The sequence below is a fragment of the Massilia hydrophila genome, assembly GCF_020208145.1.
In the GTDB taxonomy this organism is placed as follows: Bacteria; Pseudomonadota; Gammaproteobacteria; order Burkholderiales; family Burkholderiaceae_D; genus Telluria; species Telluria hydrophila.
Map to the genome: position 1 here is coordinate 1 of NZ_JAHYBX010000011.1, position 20478 is coordinate 20478.

The following is a 20478-nucleotide window of genomic DNA, read 5'->3' on the forward strand; positions in this document are numbered from 1 at the left end:
CCTCGCGCGCGGCGGTGGACGCCGGCTTCGTGCCGAACGACTGGCAGGTCGGCCAGACCGGCAAGATCGTCGCCCCGACCCTGTACATCGCGGTCGGCATCTCGGGCGCGATCCAGCACCTGGCCGGTATGAAGGACTCGAAGACCATCGTCGCCATCAACAAGGACCCGGAAGCGCCGATCTTCTCGGTGGCCGACTACGGCCTGGTGGGCGACCTGTTCGAGGTCGTGCCGGCACTGGTCAAGGAACTGGGCTAATCAGTCCACGGTGCGATCCGCCACCGCAGCATGAAAACCACGTCGTTCCCGCGCAAGCGGGAGCGACGTTCGTACATTGAGCGTCACATCAGGAGACCAAGGTGAGCTACCAAGCCCCGCTGAAAGACATGCAGTTCGTGCTGAACGAACTGGCCAACCTGGCTGAAATCAACCAGCTGCCCGGCTGCGAAGAGGCCACCCCCGACACGGTCGATGCCGTGCTCGAGGAAAGCGCGAAGTTCTGCGGCGAGGTCGTCGCCCCGCTGAACCATGCGGGCGACAAGGAACCGAGCTTCTGGAAAGACGGCAGCGTCACCACCTCGAAAGGTTTCCGTGACGCCTTCCGCGCGTTTGCCGACGGCGGCTGGCAGGGCATCCAGCATCCGAGCGAATTCGGCGGCCAGGGCCTGCCGAAGCTGGTCGCGACGCCGTGCATGGAGATGCTGCACGCGGCCAACCTATCCTTCGCGCTGGCCCCGCTGCTGACCGACGGCGCCATCGAGGCGCTGCTCACCGCCGGTTCGGATGAACAGAAACAGCTGTTCCTGGAGCCGCTCATCAGCGGCAAGTGGACCGGCACCATGAACCTGACCGAGCCGCAGGCCGGTTCGGACCTGGCCGCCGTGCGCACCCGCGCCGAGCCGCAGGACGACGGCACCTACAAGATCTTCGGCACCAAGATCTTCATCACCTATGGCGAGCACGACATGGCGGAGAACATCATCCACCTCGTGCTGGCGCGCACCCCGGATGCACCGGCGGGTGTGAAGGGCATCTCGCTGTTCATCGTGCCGAAGTTCCTGGTGAACCCTGATGGCTCGCTGGGCGAACGCAACGACGCCCACTGCGTCTCGATCGAACACAAGCTGGGCATCAAGGCTTCGCCCACCGCCGTGCTGCAGTTCGGCGACCACGGCGGCGCCATCGGCACCCTGGTGGGCGAAGAGAACCGCGGCCTCGAGTACATGTTCATCATGATGAACGCAGCCCGCTTCGGCGTCGGCATGCAGGGCGTCGGCCTGGCCGAACGCGCCTACCAGCAGGCGGTCGCATTCGCCAAGGACCGCGTGCAGTCGCGCGAAGTGGCCGGCTCCCCGGGCCCGGTCGCCATCATCAACCACCCGGACGTGCGCCGCATGCTGATGTCGATGCGTTCGCAGACCGAGGCGGCGCGCGCGCTGGCCTACGTCGGCGCCGCCCTGTCCGACATCGCGCACAACCACCCTGACGAAGCGACCCGCAAGGCGAACCTCGCCGTGTACGAATACCTGGTTCCGGTCATCAAGGGCTGGTCCACCGAGATGAGCGAGAACGTGACCCGCGATGGCGTGCAGGTGCATGGCGGCATGGGCTTCATCGAAGAAACCGGCGCGGCCCAGCACTACCGCGACGCCAAGATCCTCACCATCTACGAAGGCACGACCGCGATCCAGGCCAACGACCTGGTCGGCCGCAAGACCGTGCGCGATGGCGGCGCCGTGGCCAAGTCGCTGATCGAACAGGTGCGCGCCGTCGAAGCGCAACTGGGCGAGCAGCAGGATGAGGAGTTCGCGGCCATCCGCCGCCAGCTGGCGCTCGGCGCGGCCGCGCTGGAGGAAGTGGTGGACTTCGTCGTGGCACATGGCAAATCGGACGTGCGCGCCGTGTACGCGGGCAGCGTGCCCTACCTGAAGCTGGCCGGCATCGTGCTGGGTGGCTGGCAGATGGCGCGCGCCGCACTGGTCGCCCAATCGAGGCTGGCGGCAGGCGAGGGCGATGCCTCCTTCCTGCGCGCGAAGATCGCCACTACGCGCTTCTTTGCCGACCACGTGCTCTCGAGCGCGCCTGGCCTGCGCACCGCCATCGTCGAAGGCGCCCCGGGCGTGCTGGCGCTGGACGTCGAGCAGTTCTGAATGTAGGGTGGGCGGTCCTCCGCCCACGCGTTCAAACGGTTCCCGAATAGACTGTGCGTCTATTCACGTGCAGATTGAACGCGTGGGCGCGGGAGCGCCCACCCTACGTTCAAGCGGCGGTTCCGTCAGCCGTACGACCCGCCCGTATAAAGCAGGTCGAACACCCGCGCGATCGTCCCGATCAGCACGATCGCCCCCACTCCCAGGATCAGCACCAGCACCAGGGCCAGCACCCAGTTCGAGCGCGAGGTTTTGCCGCTGCCCTTGTTGTGCTGCGCATCCCAGGCCTCGTCCGGCGTCAAGCCGATTACCAGCCCCTCGATGAAGCCCGCGATGTAGGACAGCAGCAGCGGCAGCAGCACGTAGAACGGATGCGGCTTCACGGCGCCCCACAGGATGCCGGTCAGCGGCAGGCTGCACAGATGCAGCAGGCCGAGGCGGTCGGCGCCACTCTTCAGGTAGAAACGGTGGACGCCGAAGCCGCCCAGCAGCAGGGCGAGGAGGGCGGCGAAGGTCTTGTTCTTGTGCTGGACAGCCATGAGCGTTGCCAAAAGTTCAGGAAAACGGAAGTATGGTGCAAAATGACAAGGAAGGCACGCGTTGCGTGCAGCCAGCCCATCTTCCGACCATGCTCAAGACGCGCGCCTACCTGGCAGAAATCCAGATCAAACCGACGGCGCCGCGCGAGCCGCCGGCGTTTCCTTTCACACTGCCCGCTATCCGCTCCCTCGAGCGCCTGGTGCTGCACCCGAAGGTGACCTTCCTGGTCGGCGAGAACGGCTCCGGCAAATCGACGCTGCTGGAGGCGATCGCGGTCGGCATGGGTTTCAATGCCGAAGGCGGCAGCCGTAATTTCAATTTCGCCACCCGGGCCTCGCATTCCAGCCTGCACGAGCACCTGCGCTTCGTGCGCGGCATCGAGCGGCCGCGCGACGGGTTCTTCCTGCGCGCGGAGAGCTTCTACAACGTCAGTACCGAAATCGAGCGGCTGGACGAGTTTCCCAATGGCCCATTGATGAGGGCATATGGCGGCGAGCGCTCGCTGCATGAGCAGTCGCATGGGGAAGCCTTCCTCAGCCTGTTCATGAACCGCTTTCGCAAGGACAGCTTCTACGTGCTGGACGAACCCGAGGCCGCCCTGTCGCCCCAGCGCCAGCTGGCCCTGCTGGGCCGCCTGCACGATCTGGTCGGTGAACGCTGCCAGTTCGTCATCGCCACCCACTCTCCGATCCTGATGGCCTATCCGAACGCCACCATCTACGCCTTCGGCGAAGAGGGCATCCGCCAGCTCGCCTACGAAGACACGGAGCACTACCGCGTGACCCGCGATTTCCTCGCCAACCCGGCGCGCATGTTGCGCATTCTGATGGGAGAAGCGTAGGGGAGGTGGCCTTGTGGCGAAAAATCGGTGATAATGCTCAATTCGCCGAACCTCACGCCGCCGGGTAGTCCAAGCGCGCCGTGTTGCTATAACCGCTTGCCCCTATCTAGGCTTACGCGCTATAATCGTCGGCTTTCTCCGTCCAATACAACTTTTTGGAAATATTATGGTCGTTATCCGTTTGGCTCGTGGCGGCGCAAAAAAGCGCCCGTTCTACAACATCGTTGCAACCGATTCGCGTAACCGTCGCGATGGCCGTTTCATCGAGCGCATCGGTTTCTACAACCCGATGGCATCGGGCGCTGAAGTCGGCCTGCGTATCGCTGCCGACCGTCTGGCTCACTGGCAAGGCGTTGGCGCACAACTGTCGCCGACCGTTGCTCGCCTGGTTGCCAACCAGCAGCCTGCAGCCTAAGCAAGGCAGGTCAAGGCTTGACCGATTCGGCAGCATCCGGGGTGGAAGTCCCCGACGACCTGGTCCAGGTCGGTTATGTGTCCGGCGCGTTCGGGATCGTGGGTGGACTGCGTGTCACCCCGTTCTCCGTGGATGCCGACGCGCTGCTGAAGGTCAAGACCTGGTGGCTCGACAAGCCGGCCCAGCGTTCCGTCTCGGTACGCACGGCAAAGATGCATGGCGGCGACGTGGTCGCCACCCTGGTCGGCATGCGTGACCGCAACGACGCCGAAGCGCTGAAGGGCGCGGGCGTGTTCGTGGCGCGCAGCGAGTTCCCGAAACTCGAGGAAGACGAATTCTACTGGTCCGACCTGATCGGACTGGACGCGGTCAACCTGCAGGGCGAAGCCCTCGGCAAGGTGACCGACATGATGCACAACGGCGCGCAGTCGATCCTGCGAATCACGCCGGTGGCCGGCGAAGCTGCTCCTGACGCGAAAGTGGCGGAGCGCCTCGTGCCGTTTGTGGATCAGTTCGTCAAGACCGTCGATCTCGAAGCAAAACAGATTACGCTGGACTGGGGTCTGGATTATTGACCCCGGCAGTAAAGCAATGCGCGTGAAGCGGGGTCCCGATGCAGTTTGATGTCGTGAGCCTGTTTCCGGAAATGTTCACCGCCTTGACGCAATCGGGTGTGACGCGCCGCGCCTTCGAACAGGGACGCTGGGGCCTGCAGATCTGGAATCCGCGCGATTTCACGCAGGACCGCCACCGCACCGTGGATGACCGCCCCTATGGCGGCGGCCCCGGGATGGTGATGCTGGCCCGGCCCCTCGAAGCCGCGATCGGCGCCGCGCGAGAGCGCCAGGCCGGGCTTGGCCTGCCTGCGCCGCGCGTGGTGTTCATGTCGCCGCAGGGCAAGCCGCTGACGCACGAACGTGCGATGGCCTTGAAGAACGAGCCGGGACTGGTGCTGCTGTGCGGCCGCTACGAAGCGGTGGACCAGCGCCTGCTGGACCGCTGCGTCGACGAGGAAATCTCGATCGGCGACTTCGTGCTGTCGGGCGGCGAACTGCCGGCGATGGCCTTGATGGATGCGGTGGTGCGGCTGCTGCCCGGCGTGCTGGGCGACGAAGCCTCGGCGGTCGAAGACAGTTTCGTCAACGGCCTGCTCGATTCGCCGCATTACACGCGCCCGGAAGTCTACGAGGGCGAAGCGGTGCCGCCGGTTCTCATGGGCGGCAACCATGCCGAGATCAACAAATGGCGCCGCCAGCGCATGCTGGAAGCGACATGGAAGAAGCGGCCCGAACTGCTGGACAAGGCGCGCGCCGCCGGCCAGCTGAGCAGGGCCGACGAACAGTTTCTGGCAGGGCTGGACCAGCCTGCCGAGTAGGAATGTGCCTCGTGCGCATGTGAAGGCGGACATGTTGTCCGCTTGTTTAACCCCATCCTCTACCGGGCACCGCAGTTCCTGAGCGCCGGCAAGATGGTCATTGGAGTGATAAAAATGGATCTGATCCAACAACTCGAGCAAGAAGAAATTGCGCGCCTCGGCCGCAGCATCCCTGACTTCGCACCGGGCGATACCGTGGTCGTCAGCGTCAACGTCGTCGAAGGCAACCGCAAGCGCGCCCAGGCATACGAAGGCGTCGTCATCTCGCGTCGTAACCGCGGCCTGAACTCGAACTTCATCGTTCGCAAGATCTCGTCGGGCGAAGGCGTCGAGCGTACCTTCCAGCTGTACTCGCCGCTGATCGCTTCGATCGAAGTGAAGCGTCGTGGTGACGTCCGCCGCGCCAAGCTGTATTACCTGCGTGAGCGTTCGGGCAAATCGGCACGTATCAAAGAAAAACTGCCGCAGCGTAAAGTCAAGACCGCAGCAGCAGCCGAGTAATCGCTACTGTGTCATGAGAAAGGCATCCGCAAGGATGCCTTTTTCTTTATGCGACCCCGTTTTTGCCTTTAGGAACTTTTTTGACCAAGACATTGTTCGATCCTGGCGCCATGCCCGTCGAGGGCCTGGCCGGCGAAGCGCCGCTCGCGCCCGACGTGCTGACGGCGCAGGCGGTGCGGGCCCGTTTCGCCCGCACCTTGCCCTGGGATCCCGAACCTTCGGACGAAGCCCTGGCCGCGCCCAGCCTGCGCCTGCGCCGCGCCGCCGTGCTGCTGCCTCTGGTCGAGCGTCCCGCGGGCCTGAGCGTGCTGCTGACCCGGCGCACCGAGCACCTGTCCAGCCATGCGGGGCAGGTGAGCTTTCCCGGCGGCCGGGCAGAAGAGCTGGATTCCTCGCCGATCGAGACCGCCCTGCGCGAGACGGAAGAAGAGATCGGCCTGCACCGGCGCCACGTGGAGATCGTCGGCGTGCTGCCGGAACACGTCACCATCAGCGCCTACCGGGTGACACCGGTGGTGGCCCTGGTGCAGCCGCCGTTCGCGCTGCGTCCCGATCCGGGCGAGGTGGCCGAGATCTTCGAAGTGCCGCTGGCCTTCCTGATGTCCGGCGCCAACCACGAGCGCCGCTCGGTAGCCCTGCCCGACGGTAGCGGCAAGCGCAGCTTCTATGCCATGCCCTACCAGGATTACTTCATCTGGGGCGCGACGGCGGCCATGCTGCGCAACCTGTACCATTTCCTGCGGGCCTGAACCCGCACCGCGACCTGGTCCATGGGACCAGGCCAGGTCGATTCCCGAATTGATTCCGGCTGGCTTCTCCGCTATCGTAGCGGGCAGCATGGACTTGCCAGAATAAAAAAGGATTCCTGAATGACATTTTTCTCCATCCTCGTCGCGCTCATCATCGAGCAGCTCAAGCCGTTGCGTGCCGACAACCAGGTGTACGGTGGCATCAAGGGCTTGGCGATGCGTATCGAGGGCTGGTTCAATGCGGGCGAGCAGAAGAACGGCCGGATGGGCTGGATCCTGATGATGCTGGCCCTGATGCTGCCGACCTGGCTGGTGTACTGGGTCTTCATGCGCTACAACCTGGTGCTGCTGGCCTTTGCCTGGAACGTGCTGATCGTCTACCTGACCCTGGGCTTCCGCCACTACAGCCACTATTTCACTTCGATCCAGCTGGCCCTGAACCAGGGCGACGAAGCCAGCGCGCGCCAGCTGCTGGCCGAGTGGACCCGCAGTGATACGGTCGGCATGGACGCCACCGAGATCTGCCGCGTGGCGGTCGAAAAATCGCTGATCACCACCCACCGCAACGTATTCGGCGTATTCTTCTGGTTCCTGATGCCGTTCGGTCCCGCGGGCGCGGTGCTGTACCGCGTCTCGGAATACCTGGCGCGCGCCTGGAACGAACCCGACCATATGCGCAACGAAGCCTTCGGCCAGTTCGCCGCCAGGGCCTTCTACTGGATCGACTGGGTACCGGTGCGCCTGACGGCGGTGGCCTTCGCCGTGGTCGGCAACTTCGAGGATGCGATCTACGCCTGGCGCAATTTCGCCGGCCGCTGGGCCGAGGAATCGCGGGGTATCCTGCTCGCCGCGGGCGCCGGGGCGATGGGCGTGCGCCTGGGGACACCGAACGAAAACGCGCCCGAACCGCTGCCGCTCGACGCCGCCACGGTGGACCTGAGCGACCGCGATACGGAGATGCTGCCGGGCGAGGAGCCGAACCTGCGTGCGCTGCAGAGTACGGTTGGGCTGGTGTGGCGGGCGCTCATCCTGTGGATGATCCTGCTGCTCCTGCTGTCGAGCGTGGTGTGGCTGGGCTAAGCGGCGGGCTGAATTGTGAACAGGTCTCGTCCGTGAGTCTTCTATAAGATATAATAGTGAACTGAGCTGATCTGAGCTTGTTCTCTTTCACGCAGTATCCTTGTTTCAGCAAGCAGCACTATGGCCGAGTTACCGCACACCACGGACAAGAAGCTCAAGGACGAGTTTTTTATCCTGGGCATTACGAGCAAAGGCAGGCAGTTCCGTCCCAGCGATTGGGCCGAGCGCCTGTGCGGGGTCATGTCCTGCTTCGCCCCCGGCGCCGCCAGCCGTAATTCCCACCTCCAGTTTTCCCCCTGGGTACACCCCACCGTCGTCAACGGCGTCAAGGCCGTGGTTGTCAGCCGCGAGCTGCAGCAGGTCGAGCCCCTCGCTTACCACTTCGTGCTCAATTTCGCCAAGGATAACGATCTGCAGGTGGCCGACGCCTGCTTCGTGCCGCCCCCGGACGCCAGCAAGTCGACGGCCTGACGCCCTTTACGATTCCGGAACTGGCGCTATGATGAAAATCATGGCGCCAGTTTTCATTGGGCCAGCGGAAACAAGGAGGCAGCATGCACATCCGCGATATCTGCACCAGCGAAGCCGCCCACTGCACGCGCGACGAGACCGTGCAGGGCGCGGCGCGCATGATGCGCCGCCTGCACGTGGGCGACGTGGTCGTTGTCGACTGCCTCGACGGCGCCAGCGTCCCGGTCGGCATCCTGACCGACCGCGACATCGTGGTATCCGTCATTGCTCCCGGGCTCGATCCAGCCAGCTTGCAGGTGGGCGACATCATGGCCGACGACCTGCTGCTCGCGCACGTGACGGACGACGTCTACGGGACCATCGAGCGCATGCGCCAGCGCGGCATCCGGCGCGTGCCGGTCATCGACGAGCAGGGAAATCTGGCCGGCATCGTCAGCGCCGACGACCTGCTCGAATTCCTGGCCGAGGAGATGGGAGAATTATCTCGTATTAGCCCATATCAACAAGCTCACGAAAAGCGGGCCCGCCAGTAGTGATCGGGTCTGCTACCATCCTGCATTCAAGAACATGCAGGGTGGAAACGTCCTGCCAACATCACAGGACACCATGAATCCGATCGATCGCACACGCGGCACGGCAGCGCGCCTGGCCGCCGCCGGCCTCTGCTTCGTCATCGCTGGCGCCGCCTGGGGGGCGGCGGCGCCGGCCGCCGCGCCGGCCCGCGCGTCAGCCGCACTGCCACAGGGCGTCACGCTCGGTCCCTCGGCCGAAGGCATTACCGAATACCGCCTCGCTAACGGGCTGAAGGTGCTGCTGTTCCCCGACAGCTCGCGCCCGACGGTCACCGTGAACGTCACCTACCTGGTCGGCTCGCGCCACGAGAACTATGGCGAGACCGGCATGGCCCACCTGCTGGAGCACCTGCTGTTCAAGGGGACCAGGAAAAACCCGGACATCACCGGCCAGTTCGCGCGCCGCGGCATGGATTTCAACGGCACCACCTCGCTCGACCGCACCAATTACTACGAGGTGTTCCAGGCATCGAAGGACAACCTGGACTGGGCGCTGCAGATGGAAGCCGACCGCATGGCGAATTCGCCGGTGGCCCAAAAGGACCTGGCGTCCGAGATGACGGTGGTGCGCAACGAGTTCGAGAGCGGCGAGAATTCGCCGGCCCAGGTGCTGTTCAAGCGCATGCAGAGCGTGGCCTACGACTGGCACAGCTACGGCCGCTCGACCATCGGCAACCGCAGCGACATCGAAAACGTCCGCATCGCCAACCTGCAGGCCTTCTACCGCACCTGGTACCAGCCCGACAACGCAGTGCTGCTGGTGGCCGGCAAGTTCGAGCCGAACGCGACCCTGGCCCAGATCACGCGCCTGTTCGGCGCGATCGCGAAGCCAAAGCGCGCGCTGCCCCAGTTCTGGACCGTGGAGCCGACCCAGGACGGCGAGCGCAGCTTCGTCGTAAGGCGCCAAGGCGACGTGCAGATCGTCGCGGTCGGCTACAAGGTTCCGTCCGACCTGCAGGAAGAATCCGAGGCGCTCGGCTTCGCCGCCGAGATCATGGGCGACGCGCCCAATGGCCGCCTGCACAAGCTGCTGGTGGAGAGCGGCAAGGCGAGCCAGGTGTTCAGCTTCGGACAGACCGGCTACGCGCCCGGCCTGCAGTTCTACGGCGCGGTGGTGAAGAAGGGCGAGCCGCTGGAGCCGGTGCGCGAGGCGCTGGTCGAGGCGGTCGAAGGCCTTTCCAAGCAGCCGCCCACCGCCGAGGAGATGGAACGCGTGCGCCGCGCCTGGCTCAACAACATCGAACGCAGCCTGAACGACGCGCAGGGTTTCGGGGTCGCGCTGTCGGAAGCGATCGCGCTGGGCGACTGGCGCCTGTATTTCCTGAGCCGCGAGCGCATCAAGGAGGTCAAGGCGGAACAGGTGGCGGCCAGCGCCGGCCGCTACTTCCTGCGCAGTAACCGGGTGGTCGGCAGCTTCGTGCCGGAAGAGACGCCGCTGCGCGCGGCGATCCCGCCCGCGCCGCCGGTGGAAAGCGTGATGAAGGACTACCGGCCGGCGGCCTCGAACCTGGTGGCGGAAGACTTCGATCCCAGCCAGGACAACATCATGAAGCGCACCACGCTCACCACGGCAGGCGGCGTGAAGCTGGCGCTGCTGCCCAAGAAGAATCGCGGCGAGACCGTGACCGTGCAGCTGCGCCAGCACTTCGGCGACGAGAACAACCTGTTCGGCAAGGGGATGACGTCGGCGCTGACCTCGGCCATGCTGATGCGCGGCACCAGCAAATACAGCCGCGCCGAGCTGGCCGACGCCTTCGACAAGCTCAAGATGGTGGGCGGTCCGAACAGCTTCCAGACCACGCGCGCCAACCTGGCCGAGGCCATCAGGCTGGCCGCCCACGTGCTCAGGGAACCGGCCCTGCCGGCGGCCGAGTTCGCGCAGCTGCGCAAGCAGATCCTGACCGGCCTGGAAGCCAGCCGCAACGAGCCGCAGAGCGTGGCGGCGCGCGCCCTGGCTACCCACTTCAACCAGTACCCGCGTGGCGACATCCGCCATGCCAATACCCTGGAAGAAGACATCGCGGACCTGCAGGCGGTGCGCCTGGAAGACCTGGCGGCCTTCCACCGCGGCTACTACAACACCCATCCGGCCGAGATGGCGATCGTGGGCGACTTCGACCCGAAGGACATCGTGCCGCTGGTGGACGCGCTGTTCGGCAAGTGGACAGCGCCAGAGAACGTGGCGCCGGTGCTGCGCCGCCATGCCGAGGTGGCGCCGGTCGCGCGCACCCTCGACACCCCGGACAAGGAAAACGGCTTCTACCTGGCCGGCATGAACCTCGACCTGAATGTCGATGACGCCGACTACCCGGCGCTGATGCTGGCCAATTACATCTTCGGCGAGGGCGGCCTGAAGTCGCGCCTGATGGACCGCATCCGCCAGAAGGACGGCCTGTCCTATGGCGGCGGCTCGGAACTGGCGGCGGGCGACCTGGACCGCGCCGGCAGCTTCTCGATCAGCGCCATCGCCGCGCCCCAGAACCTGCGCAAGCTGGACGCCGCCGTGCGCGACGAGCTGGCGCGCGCCGTGGCCAAGGGTTTCACGGAACAGGAACTGGCCGACGCCAAGTCCGGCCTGATGCAGCAGCGCCTGCAGAACCGCGCCAACGATGCCGCCCTGGCCGCGGGCTGGACTTCCTACCTGTATCGCGGCCGCGACTTCACCTGGTCGGCCGCGTTCGAGCGCAAGCTGATGGCGGTCACCCTGCCGCAACTGAACGCGGCTTTCCGCAAGGGAATCGATCCGGCCAAGCTGTCGGTGATCATGGCGGGCGACCAGGGCAAGGCGGGGAAGGGCAGCGGTCAGCCCTAGAAGCAACAGCCCAGGCGCCGGGCATGACAAAGCCCTCTCCCCTGCGTTAAAATGTTTCCCTTGGGAACCATTTTGCAAGGCATCAGGAGTAACATGAGAGGGATAGCAAAAGCGCAAGCGCCGAACGAGGGCGGCTTTGCCGGCAAGGTAGCGCTGGTGACCGGCGCGGCCAGCGGCATCGGCCGCGCCACGGCGCTGGCGTTCGGCCGCGCCGGCGCCCACGTGGTGGTGGCCGACACGGCCATCGACGGCGGCCATGCGACGGCGGCGATGATCGTCGAATCGGGCGGCAAGGCGCTGTTCGTGCGCAGCGACATCGGCAAGGCGGCCGATGTCGAGGCACTGGTCGACAAGACCATCAACTACTACGGCCGGCTTGACATCGCGGTCAACAATGCCGCGATCGACGAGGAGAGCGCGCCGCTGGCCGAGGGCGACGAGGCGCAGTATGACCGCATCATGGACGCCAACGTCAAGGGCGTATGGCTGTGCATGAAGTACCAGCTGCGCCAGATGCTCAGGCAGGGCAGCGGGGCGATCGTCAACGTGGCCTCGGTCTCGGGCCTGGTGGGCGCGCCGAACCGCGCGATCTATGCCGCCAGCAAGCACGCGGTGCTGGGCCTGACCCGCAGCGCGGCCACCGAATATGCCCGCGAAGGCATCCGCATCAACGCGCTGTGCCCGGCGGCGGTGAAGACCCCGATGCTGGCGCGCTTCGTCGAGCGCGATCCGGCCGCCGAGGAGAAGCTGGAAGCGAGCCATCCGATGGGCCGCGTGGCCGAGACCATCGAGGTCGCGAACGCGGCACTGTGGCTGGCTTCGGAGCAGGCCTCGTACGTCAACGGCCACGAGCTGGTGGTCGACGGCGGCTTCACCGCGGTCTAGCGCATGGCCGACATGGCCGGCAGGGCCGGCCATGTCAGGATGCGTTCAGCTCCGCCACGAAATCGTACATGTCGCCCCTGAAGTAGGAGCGGCAGAACTCCACCGCCTGCCCGTCGCGGGCAAAGCCGAGCCGCTCCACGCACAGGCCCGCATCGCCTTCGCGGGTCTGCAGCAGGCGCGCCTGCTCGGCGCCCAGCAGCAGGGCCGACAGGCGCTGCAGCGCGCGCACCGGCCGGTTGCCACTCGCTTCCAGCGCCGCATACATCGAGTCTTCCACCGCATCGAGCGAGGCCAGGGCGAAGGCGGCGATGGTGGCGTATTCCACGCACATCGGCAGCTCGTCCGCATAGCGGATGCGGTGGAAGCGGTACACCGGCGTGCCCGGCGAAAGCCGCAGCCGCAGCGCTTCCTCGGGCGTGACCAGGCCTTCGGCGCGGCGCAGCCATTCGTTGCGCGGCACCCGGCCGCGCGCCCGCATGTCTTCGGAAAACGAGGAGAGGCGGGCGAAGTTCTTCTCGATGCGCCCGTTGACGAAGTTGCCGGCGCCGGCGCGCCGCACCAGCAGGCCTTCCTCGACCAGCGCGTCGATCGCCTTGCGCACCGTGATGCGCGAAATTCCGAGCTCCTGCGCCAGCTGGCGCTCGGCCGGCAAGGCGCTGGCAGCGCCCCAGGCGCCTTCACCGATGGCGCGGCGCAGCGCGTATTGCAGCTGCTGGTAAAGGGGGAGCTTGCCGCCGCCGGCGGCCGATTGCATCAGTTCCGCAAGTCCGTTCATCCCCGCATTCTACCGCTCCGTTCCGCTTCCTTCCGCTTTCTTCCGGCTCTTACTTTGGGCGCGGGTTGCGCAGCGGGTGCTCGGCCAGGGCCACCCGCCCGGCGCGGATCTCGCCCACTGCCGCCGCCACCGCGCGCGCCACGTTGCGCACCTCCTCCTGCACCGCCGTGTCGCGGTCGAGCGCCTCGTGGCTGGCGGCGTAGGATTCGTAGTAGCCGATGAAGCGGTCGAGCTGCGAGAAGCTGCCGGCATCGACCAGTCCCATCCACGAGAGCCAGTCGGCCAGCGCCCGGCGCGTGCCCTCGATGCCGGCCACGTCGCCATGCACCACCAGCCCGTAGGCGCGTCCCGCCAGGTGCTTTGGATAGTCCCAGCCGTCCAGTTCGAGCGCCTTGGCTTCTTCTACCGTCTTGCCGTGGGTGGAGGAGGGGTCGGGGTTGCCGCCGTCGGCGCACACCAGGCGGTCGATCATCAGCTTGAGCACGGCTGGCGCCTGGTACCAGTACACGGGGGTGAGGATGATGACACCGTGCGCCAGGGTCCAGCGCTCGTAGATCTCGTTCATCCAGTCGTTCACCTGGCGCTGGCCGTGGTTCGGATAGCAGCTGCACGGCCAGTGGCACAGCGGCATGGCGGTCGAGACGCAGGCCTTGCAGGGATGGATGTGGCGGTCGTAGTCGGACGTGAGGCGGCTCAGGTCGAGCACGTCGGCCTCGAGTCCCTCGGCTTGGAGGACCTCGCGCGCCATCATGGTCAGGCGCCAGCTCTTGGAGATCTCGCCAGGGCAGGTGCCGTCATTGCGCGCCGCTCCATTGATCAGGAGCACCCGGCTGCGCGTGGCCGGATCCTTCTGCCGCGCCTCGGCCGCCAGCAGGCGGTCGCGCGCCTCCTTCCACTCCACCGAGAGGTCGTAATCGGGGTCGGCGAAGCCCGGCCCCGCTTTCACGGTGCGCGGCGCCTTGCGCCCTTCGTGGTAGGCATCCCAGGCCACCTGTTCGATCGCATCCAGTTGCGGCCCCAGGGCCTCGTAGGCCGGATCGAAGAAGGCCTGGCGAAAGCGCAGGTGAAATTCGTCGCGTCGGAGTGGGGCGGGCGCCTGCCCTGTGCGTTTCTCGGGTACTTGTGTCATGCCGTCCTCCTCGCCTGTGCCGTGCGTGCATTATCGGCGCGGCAGTGGCGGGCCGATGTACGCCCACGCACATTCGGCTGGCAAAGACAGGACAATCGCTGGACGCCGCGCCGGTGCGGCGGACGAAAAAAAACCGGGCCCGCGGGCCCGGCTGTGGTGGCAATGCCGTGATCTTACTGGGCAGCGACCGCGCCGCCACCCTGCTGCAGCAGCAGGACCCAGTACTTGGCCAGTTCGGCCGCGCCGCCCTTGCCGTTGATGCCCTGGAAGGTCTGGATCGCTTCGGCCTTCTTGCCGGCGCGAACCTGTGCCATGCCGAGTCGCAGCTTGGCTTCGTCCGGAGCCTTCAGGCCGCCCTTGGCGATACCCTGCTGGATGAAGCCGATGCCCTTGTCGGCCTGGCCCATGGTGGCATAGGCCCAGCCCAGGTTGACCAGGCCGGCGCCGGTCTTGGCCTTGGCCGCGTTGGCTTCGCCCGCGGCGATGGTCTTGACGTCGTCTGCGGCCTGCTTGGTGGCCTTGGCGCGCAGCGCGCTCATGGCCTTGGCGTCGCTGCCCTTGCCCAGCACGCCGGCATTGAAGCCCGCATCCAGCACCTGCTTGGCCTCGGCCGGGAAGCCGTCGCGCATCGCGATCTCGGCCAGGTAGGAATAGTGCTCAGGCGGCATTTCCTTCACCGCAGCCATTTCCAGGCGCAGCATGTCGGCGCCGTAGGTCGGCTCGTCGAAACCCGGCTTGCGGGTCACGCCGCGGCTCAGCAGGTCCATCCAGAAGTCGTCGGTCGGATAGTACTGGACCAGGTTTTCGAGGGCGAACAGGTAGGTGTCGCTGTCCTTGGCCTTGTTCGCTTCCTGGCCCAGCAGGCGCAGGTCGTTCTCGGACGGCTTCTGGCCGGCCTGCTTGGCCGCGTTGATGTTGGTCATCAACAAGGTCTTGGCGCCGGCGAAGTTGCCGCTGCTGACCTGGGCACGCGACAGTGCGCTACGCACCTTGTTCGGGTCACCGCCTTCGTTCTGGAAGCGGGTGTACCACTCGACGGCCTTGGCATAGTTCTTGGCGTTGTAGTTGGCGTCACCCAGGGCCTGATAGTAATTCAGCTGGTCGCCCTTCTCGAGCCGGCCCGAGGCCAGGATCGCTTCCATGGTCGCAATGGCGGTCGCACTGTTCTCGGTGGCCAGGGCCCACGACAGCTTCATGCGGTTGATCACATAGTCTTCGTAGGGCGTGCGGTTCTGGATCGCCTCGGCCTGGGTAATGCGGTTCTGCACTTCGCTGTAGTTCTTGGCATCCATCAGGGGCTTGAGGGCGGCCGGATCGAGCAGCTTGAACATTTCGGGACGGACGGTGTCCTTCGCCGCTGCCGGCGCGGCGGCAGCCGGCGCATCGCTCTTCTGCTGTGCGTGGGCGCTGGAAACCAGTGCCGGGGCGGACACGCCGATCGCGGCGAGCATCAGGCAGAGGCGGGCAAGACGGAATTGGGCCATGAATAATCCTTCAATGGAGTCGAAAATAAGAGGAGTGCAATCAAGACATGCATACTCGGAAATATAGTGAGAATGCTATCCCGGCAAAGTGTGCATTGTCCCATAAAACTGCCTTTTTCAGGCCCGGCAATTGTGCCGCAGCCCGGGCCGCGGTGCGCGCACGGTTACATAGCGTTACCGAGTTTCGCCGAGGCAGCATCGAAGCCCGGTACCGGGCAGCGTCCCGGCGCCCCGCCTTCGCCGGCCAGCCAGGCCAGCACCGCTTCCAGGGCCGGCGGCGCGAAGCCGTAGCTCATCAGGGCCGGGGCGGCGAAGTCGAGCGCCTGGTACGGGTTCCACAAGGCCAGGTGCAGGTCCGGGCGCCACGTGGCGCGCGCATGGGGGCCGTAGCGCCGGCGCGAGGTCGAGGCCAGGATCGTGAAGCGGCCGTCCTGCGCCAGCGCGTTCCAGTCGAAGCGCTCGGCGTCGGCAAAGGTGACCAGTTCGACGTCGTACAGGCGGCCGAGCAGGGCGGCCAGGGTAGCGGCCGGCACGCCGGCCTCGGACACGCCGTCGCTGACCACGTCGGCGCGCGCCACCAGGCGCACCGCGCTGCCGGGCGCGGGTGGGCGCGGCTGGCCGAGCGCGGTGAGGCCCGCCTGCCACGCGCGCGCCATCAGGGCGCGGTCCTCGGCGTCGCGCGTGTAGGGCGCCGGGCCGGCCGGATGCGCCTGCGCCAGGCGGGACAGGCGCGCCAGGCGCGCATGCACTTGCGCCAGCGGCAGTACACCGGTGCGGATGGCGGCGGCGATCGCGTGCACGGTGTCGCGCTGGCTTTCGCGCGAGCCGATCGCCATCACCATGTCGGCGCCCGCCGCCAGCGCGTTCACGGCCGCTTCGCCGGCGCCGTAGCGGTGCGCGATCGCGTGCATGTCCATGCCGTCGGTGATGATCACGCCTTGATAGCCGAAGCGCTCGCGCAGGATGCCCGTCAGGATCGCGCGCGACATCGTGGCCGGATGCGCCGGGTCGAGCGCGGGATACACGATGTGCGCGGTCATCACCGCGCTGGCCTTCGGCGCGGCGATGCGGAAGGGGGCGAACTCGAAACGCTCCAGTTCCGCCAGCGGCTTGTCGACGGTGGGCAGGTCGCGGTGCGAATCGACGTGGGTGTCGCCGTGGCCGGGGAAGTGCTTGACGCAGCAGGCCACGCCCTCGCTTTCGCTGCCCTCCATCCAGGCCATCGCGATGCGGGTCGCGGCAGCGGGATCGGCGCCGAAGGAGCGCTCGGCGATCACCGGGTTGTGCGGGTTGTTGTTCAGGTCCAGCACCGGCGCGAAGTTCCAGTTGAAGCCGAGCGCGCGCACGGCGCGCGCCACCGCCGCGCCGACCTCGCGCGCCAAGGCCGGGTCGCCGGCCGCGCCCAGCGCCATCGCGCTCGGCGGCGCCGGCACCCAGGTGGCGCGCACCACGGCGCCGCCTTCCTGGTCGAGGGCCAGCAGCGCTTCCGGACCCATCGCCGCGCGCAGGGCGCCGGTGAAGCGGCCCAGCTGGGCCGCATCCGTCATGTTCTGGCGGAACAGGCAGGCGCCGCGCACCCGGTACTGGCGAATGAAGGCCTCGGTATCGGTATCGAGCTCGGTGCCGAACAGGCGCACCATGATCAGTTGCCCGGCGAGGGCGAGGTAGTCGTCGTGCTGCTCTGCCATGTCGCTTCGTCTCGCTTGGTCTCAGTTGGTCTTCGTGACTTTGCTCAGGTGGCGCGGCTGGTCGGGGTCCAGTCCGCGCGCTTCGGACAGGCGCGCCGCCATCATGTAGAAGGCCTGGATCGCGGCGATCGGGTCGAGTTCGGGCAGGGCGGCCACCGGCAGCGTGAGGTCGCGGCTGGCGACATCCCCGGGGGCGGCCAGCAGCACGCGCGCGCCGCGCCCGCGCATCTCGTCGGCCAGCGCCACCAGGCCGGCCTGGGCCGGGCCGCGGGTGGCGAAGATCAGCAGCGGATAGCCGTCCTCGATCAGCGCCATCGGGCCGTGTTTGATCTCGGCGCCGCTGAAGGCTTCGGCCTGCAGGGCCGAGGTCTCCTTGAATTTCAGGGCCGCTTCCAGCGCCACCGGGAAGCTGATGCCGCGTCCGACCACCATGATGTTGCGGGCCGGGGCCAGCGCCTCGATCGCCGGTGACCAGTCGAGCGTGCTGGCGGCGCGCAGCGTATCGGGCAGGGCCGCGATGCCGTCCTGCAGCTGGCGGTCGTCCTGCCAGTGCGCGACCAGGCGCGCGCCGGCCACCAGGCTGGCGATGAAGCTCTTGGTGGCGGCCACGCTTTTCTCCTGGCCGGCATGCAGCGGCATGGTCCATTCGGCGGCGCGCGCCAGCGGGGAGGCGGCGTCGTTCACCAGCGCCACCGTGGTGGCGCCGCCGGCGCGGAAGTATTCGATCGGCTCGACCACGTCCGGGCTCTGGCCGGACTGCGAGATCGATATGGCCAGGGTGTCGCGCGTGACCAGGGGCGACTTGTACAGCGTGACCAGGGACATCGGCAGCGAGGTCACCAGGCGGCCCATGCGCGCCATGATCAGGTAGGCCAGGTAGCTCGAGGCATGGTCGGAGCTGCCGCGCGCCACCGTCACCGCGCTGTGGAAGCTGGCCGCGCGCAGCGCCGCGCCGAGCTGCGCATAACGTTCGGTATCCTGGGCCAGCTGCCCGGCGACGCAGTCGCCGGCCGACAGGGCTTCCTGGTACATCAGCGAATGCGGGACGCTCACTGCAGTTCTCCTTCGATATGGACAGACTTGATGTTCAGGTCGCGGTCGAGCACCACGAAGTCGGCATGGCAGCCGGGCGCCAGGCGCCCGCGCCGGGTTTCGCCGAGGTAGTCGGCGGCATGGGTGGACACGCGCCGGCTGGCCTCGGCCAGCGGCAGGCCGATGCTCACGAGGTTGCGCAGCGCGCCATCCATGGTGAGCGTGCTGCCGGCCAGGGTGCCGTCCTGCAGCCGTACACCGCCCATGCATTTGTGGACGGTCTGGCGGCCCAGCATGTACTCGCCGTCCGGCATGCCGGCGGCCGCGGTGGAATCGGTGACGCAGAACAGCTTCGGGATGCAGCGCAGCGCGGTCCTGATCGCCCCCGGGTGCACGTGCAGCAGGTCGGGAATGATTTCGGCGTACTCGGCATGGGCCAGCGCCGCGCCCACCATGCCGGGCGCGCGGTGGTGCAGGCCGGGCATCGCGTTGAACAGGTGGGTGAAGCCGCCGGCGCCGCGCGCCAGCGCCTGCACGCCATCCTCGTAGGAACCATTGGTATGGCCGATCTGGACCCGGATGCCGGCGTCGGCGATGGCGCGCACCAGGTCGAGGTGGCCGTCGATCTCGGGCGCCACCGTGATCAGGCGCAGCGGCGCCATCGCGTGGAAGCGCATCACTTCGTCGAGCGTGGCTTCGCGCGCATACGGCGGCTGAGCACCCAGCTTGCCCGAATTGATGTACGGGCCCTCCAGGTGCACGCCGAGGATGCGCGCTTCGCCCGGGCCGCGCGCGCGGCAGGCGGCGCCGATCGCGCCCAGGGCGCGTTCGATGTCGTCCACCGGGGCGGTCATGGTGGTGGCCAGCAGCGCGGTGGTGCCGTGCCTGGCGTGCAGCGCGGCGACCACGTGCGGGGCGTCGCCGCCTTCCATCATGTCGCGCCCGGCGCCGCCGTGCACGTGCACGTCGATGAAGCCGGGCAGGATGTAGTCGTCCTGGTTGGCGGCCGGGTCCACTTCATGGCCCTCGACCGCCTCGATGACGGCGCCGTGGCGCAGCACGCCGTGGATCCAGCCGTCCGGGGTGAGAATGTTGCCCTTCATTGTGTCGCTCCTTGCAGGCGTTGGCGGATCATGCGCAGCGCGCCGGCGGCCGAGTCGCCCGCGGGCGGCACGCAGCGCGCCAGGGTGTCGGCGGGCAGCCAGGCGCGCAGGACCTCGCCCAGGCCGCCGCACAGGGCCAGCGGCAGCGTGCCGCCGGGGTCGAGCGCGGCGGCGATGGCGGCCACTTCGCGGCCCGCATGTTCGAGGATGGCGCGTGCCACCGGGTCCGTCTCGCCGTGGGCCACCACGAAGCGCGCCAGGCCGGCGTAGGCGGTCTGGTTGGCGCGCCCTAACCAGACCTGGACCGCGTCGCGCGAACCGCCGCAAAAGGCGATGACCTCGCGCGCGAAATCGCCGCCTTCGGCGCGGCCGTCGAGCACGTGTTCGATGTGGTTCAGGGCGCGCAGGCCCATCCAGGCACCGCTGGCCTCGTCGCCGGCCGGAAAGCCCCAGCCGCCGACTTCGACCTTGGCGCCGTCGGGCAGCATCGCTTCGCCCACGCTGCCGGTGCCGATCGCGACGATCGCGCCGGGGCGGCCGCCGTGGGCGCCCATCAGGGTGGTGAAGCCGTCGGTGTCGAGGGCGAGGGCAGCGTAGCCGGGATCGGCGGCGACGAAGGCGGCCGCCCATTCCTTGTTGTGCACGCCGGCCAGGCCGAGGCCGATGGCGCAGTCGCGCAGCGGCACCTCGGCCATGCCGATGGCGGCGAAGGCGTCGGCAACGACGCCGTTGATGGTGGTCCAGGCGTTGTCGATGCCGCGCGCCAGGGCGGACGGGCCGCCGCTGGCCTGCGCCAGTGCGCTGCCGTCGGCGCGCGCCAGGCGTACGCGGGTGCCGGTGCCGCCGCCATCGACGCCGATGAGATAGTCGGTCATGT

General features: G+C 67.3%; 21 protein-coding genes. 13 read left to right on the forward strand and 8 right to left on the reverse strand.

What is annotated here, in order from left to right; all coding sequences use genetic code 11:
- The coding region (locus LE190_RS19225) for an electron transfer flavoprotein subunit alpha/FixB family protein (protein WP_225240218.1) at positions 1-257 on the forward strand (257 nt) is incomplete at its 5' end.
- A gap of 101 nt (positions 258-358) precedes the next feature.
- Positions 359-2149, forward strand: coding sequence for an acyl-CoA dehydrogenase (locus LE190_RS19230; protein ID WP_225240219.1), 1791 nt, complete (start codon positions 359-361; stop codon positions 2147-2149).
- Between the two features lie 125 nt (positions 2150-2274).
- On the opposite strand, the gene LE190_RS19235 is transcribed toward LE190_RS19230, so the two are convergent.
- Entirely contained in the window at positions 2275-2688 is a 414-nt protein-coding gene (locus LE190_RS19235) for an NINE protein (protein WP_225240220.1), read from the reverse strand.
- Positions 2689-2777: 89 nt separating this feature from the next.
- Here LE190_RS19235 and LE190_RS19240 point away from each other — a divergent pair, with 89 nt between their 5' ends.
- From LE190_RS19240 to LE190_RS19290, 11 genes are all read left to right on the forward strand, one after another.
- Positions 2778-3530 carry an AAA family ATPase gene (locus tag LE190_RS19240; protein WP_225240322.1) on the forward strand — a complete coding sequence of 251 codons (753 nt, stop codon included), beginning with the start codon at positions 2778-2780 and terminating at the stop codon, positions 3528-3530.
- Positions 3531-3696: 166 nt separating this feature from the next.
- Positions 3697-3945: a 30S ribosomal protein S16 gene (gene rpsP, locus LE190_RS19245; protein ID WP_036216003.1), complete on the forward strand. Its 249-nt coding sequence runs from the start codon at positions 3697-3699 to the stop codon at positions 3943-3945.
- A 41-nt stretch (positions 3946-3986) separates the two neighbouring features.
- Positions 3987-4520, forward strand: coding sequence for a ribosome maturation factor RimM (rimM, locus tag LE190_RS19250; RefSeq protein WP_225240323.1), 534 nt, complete (start codon positions 3987-3989; stop codon positions 4518-4520).
- A gap of 38 nt (positions 4521-4558) precedes the next feature.
- Positions 4559-5320 carry a tRNA (guanosine(37)-N1)-methyltransferase TrmD gene (gene trmD, locus LE190_RS19255; RefSeq protein ID WP_225240221.1) on the forward strand — a complete coding sequence of 254 codons (762 nt, stop codon included), beginning with the start codon at positions 4559-4561 and terminating at the stop codon, positions 5318-5320.
- A 114-nt stretch (positions 5321-5434) separates the two neighbouring features.
- Positions 5435-5821, forward strand: a complete 387-nt coding sequence (rplS, locus tag LE190_RS19260; protein ID WP_225240324.1) for a 50S ribosomal protein L19 — start codon at positions 5435-5437, stop codon at positions 5819-5821.
- 80 nt (positions 5822-5901) lie between these two features.
- Complete coding sequence (locus LE190_RS19265; protein WP_225240222.1) at positions 5902-6570, forward strand: CoA pyrophosphatase; 669 nt, start codon at positions 5902-5904, stop codon at positions 6568-6570.
- Between the two features lie 120 nt (positions 6571-6690).
- The gene (locus LE190_RS19270; protein WP_225240223.1) at positions 6691-7650 is read left to right on the forward strand and encodes a CobD/CbiB family protein; all 960 of its coding nucleotides are present in this window, start codon (positions 6691-6693) and stop codon (positions 7648-7650) included.
- Positions 7651-7770: 120 nt separating this feature from the next.
- Positions 7771-8121: a DUF3579 domain-containing protein gene (locus tag LE190_RS19275; protein WP_225240224.1), complete on the forward strand. Its 351-nt coding sequence runs from the start codon at positions 7771-7773 to the stop codon at positions 8119-8121.
- An 83-nt stretch (positions 8122-8204) separates the two neighbouring features.
- Positions 8205-8654: a CBS domain-containing protein gene (locus tag LE190_RS19280; RefSeq protein ID WP_225240225.1), complete on the forward strand. Its 450-nt coding sequence runs from the start codon at positions 8205-8207 to the stop codon at positions 8652-8654.
- A 73-nt stretch (positions 8655-8727) separates the two neighbouring features.
- Positions 8728-11505, forward strand: a complete 2778-nt coding sequence (locus LE190_RS19285) for a M16 family metallopeptidase (protein WP_225240226.1) — start codon at positions 8728-8730, stop codon at positions 11503-11505.
- 93 nt (positions 11506-11598) lie between these two features.
- Positions 11599-12390, forward strand: coding sequence for an SDR family oxidoreductase (locus tag LE190_RS19290; RefSeq protein ID WP_225240227.1), 792 nt, complete (start codon positions 11599-11601; stop codon positions 12388-12390).
- A 34-nt stretch (positions 12391-12424) separates the two neighbouring features.
- Here the strand turns inward: LE190_RS19290 and LE190_RS19295 are convergent, their stop codons facing one another.
- The 7 genes from LE190_RS19295 to LE190_RS19325 all read right to left on the reverse strand — a co-directional run bounded on the left by LE190_RS19295 (position 12425) and on the right by LE190_RS19325 (position 20476).
- Positions 12425-13165, reverse strand: coding sequence for a GntR family transcriptional regulator (locus LE190_RS19295; protein ID WP_225240228.1), 741 nt, complete (start codon positions 13163-13165; stop codon positions 12425-12427).
- A 49-nt stretch (positions 13166-13214) separates the two neighbouring features.
- Positions 13215-14294 (reverse strand): flavodoxin family protein, encoded by a 1080-nt coding sequence (locus LE190_RS19300; protein WP_225240229.1) that lies wholly within the window; start codon positions 14292-14294, stop codon positions 13215-13217.
- Positions 14295-14467: 173 nt separating this feature from the next.
- The gene (locus LE190_RS19305; protein ID WP_225240230.1) at positions 14468-15778 is read right to left on the reverse strand and encodes a tetratricopeptide repeat protein; all 1311 of its coding nucleotides are present in this window, start codon (positions 15776-15778) and stop codon (positions 14468-14470) included.
- A gap of 164 nt (positions 15779-15942) precedes the next feature.
- Complete coding sequence (gene nagZ, locus LE190_RS19310; protein ID WP_225240231.1) at positions 15943-17466, reverse strand: beta-N-acetylhexosaminidase; 1524 nt, start codon at positions 17464-17466, stop codon at positions 15943-15945.
- A 21-nt stretch (positions 17467-17487) separates the two neighbouring features.
- Complete coding sequence (locus LE190_RS19315) at positions 17488-18498, reverse strand: SIS domain-containing protein (RefSeq protein ID WP_225240325.1); 1011 nt, start codon at positions 18496-18498, stop codon at positions 17488-17490.
- Positions 18499-18515: 17 nt separating this feature from the next.
- Positions 18516-19601, reverse strand: coding sequence for an N-acetylglucosamine-6-phosphate deacetylase (gene nagA / locus LE190_RS19320; protein WP_225240232.1), 1086 nt, complete (start codon positions 19599-19601; stop codon positions 18516-18518).
- A complete protein-coding gene (locus LE190_RS19325) occupies positions 19598-20476 on the reverse strand; it encodes a glucosamine kinase nucleotide-binding domain-containing protein (RefSeq protein WP_225240233.1) in 879 nt (292 codons plus the stop codon). The genes nagA and LE190_RS19325 overlap by 4 nt, the downstream gene beginning before the upstream one ends.
- Positions 20477-20478 lie beyond the last annotated feature (2 nt).

Excerpts from the sequence above, each read along its gene's own strand:
- LE190_RS19305 (WP_225240230.1), bottom strand. The coding sequence starts at position 15,778 with ATGGCCCAATTCCGTCTTGCCCGCCTCTGCCTGATGCTCGCCGCGATC.
- rplS (WP_225240324.1), top strand. The coding sequence starts at position 5,435 with ATGGATCTGATCCAACAACTCGAGCAAGAAGAAATTGCGCGCCTCGGC.
- LE190_RS19275 (WP_225240224.1), top strand. The coding sequence starts at position 7,771 with ATGGCCGAGTTACCGCACACCACGGACAAGAAGCTCAAGGACGAGTTT.
- LE190_RS19285 (WP_225240226.1), top strand. The coding sequence starts at position 8,728 with ATGAATCCGATCGATCGCACACGCGGCACGGCAGCGCGCCTGGCCGCC.
- nagZ (WP_225240231.1), bottom strand. The coding sequence starts at position 17,466 with ATGGCAGAGCAGCACGACGACTACCTCGCCCTCGCCGGGCAACTGATC.
- LE190_RS19290 (WP_225240227.1), top strand. The coding sequence starts at position 11,599 with ATGAGAGGGATAGCAAAAGCGCAAGCGCCGAACGAGGGCGGCTTTGCC.
- LE190_RS19295 (WP_225240228.1), bottom strand. The coding sequence starts at position 13,165 with ATGAACGGACTTGCGGAACTGATGCAATCGGCCGCCGGCGGCGGCAAG.
- LE190_RS19240 (WP_225240322.1), top strand. The coding sequence starts at position 2,778 with ATGCTCAAGACGCGCGCCTACCTGGCAGAAATCCAGATCAAACCGACG.
- LE190_RS19270 (WP_225240223.1), top strand. The coding sequence starts at position 6,691 with ATGACATTTTTCTCCATCCTCGTCGCGCTCATCATCGAGCAGCTCAAG.
- rpsP (WP_036216003.1), top strand. The coding sequence starts at position 3,697 with ATGGTCGTTATCCGTTTGGCTCGTGGCGGCGCAAAAAAGCGCCCGTTC.
- LE190_RS19235 (WP_225240220.1), bottom strand. The coding sequence starts at position 2,688 with ATGGCTGTCCAGCACAAGAACAAGACCTTCGCCGCCCTCCTCGCCCTG.
- trmD (WP_225240221.1), top strand. The coding sequence starts at position 4,559 with ATGCAGTTTGATGTCGTGAGCCTGTTTCCGGAAATGTTCACCGCCTTG.
- LE190_RS19300 (WP_225240229.1), bottom strand. The coding sequence starts at position 14,294 with ATGACACAAGTACCCGAGAAACGCACAGGGCAGGCGCCCGCCCCACTC.
- nagA (WP_225240232.1), bottom strand. The coding sequence starts at position 19,601 with ATGAAGGGCAACATTCTCACCCCGGACGGCTGGATCCACGGCGTGCTG.
- LE190_RS19315 (WP_225240325.1), bottom strand. The coding sequence starts at position 18,498 with ATGTACCAGGAAGCCCTGTCGGCCGGCGACTGCGTCGCCGGGCAGCTG.
- LE190_RS19280 (WP_225240225.1), top strand. The coding sequence starts at position 8,205 with ATGCACATCCGCGATATCTGCACCAGCGAAGCCGCCCACTGCACGCGC.
- LE190_RS19325 (WP_225240233.1), bottom strand. The coding sequence starts at position 20,476 with ATGACCGACTATCTCATCGGCGTCGATGGCGGCGGCACCGGCACCCGC.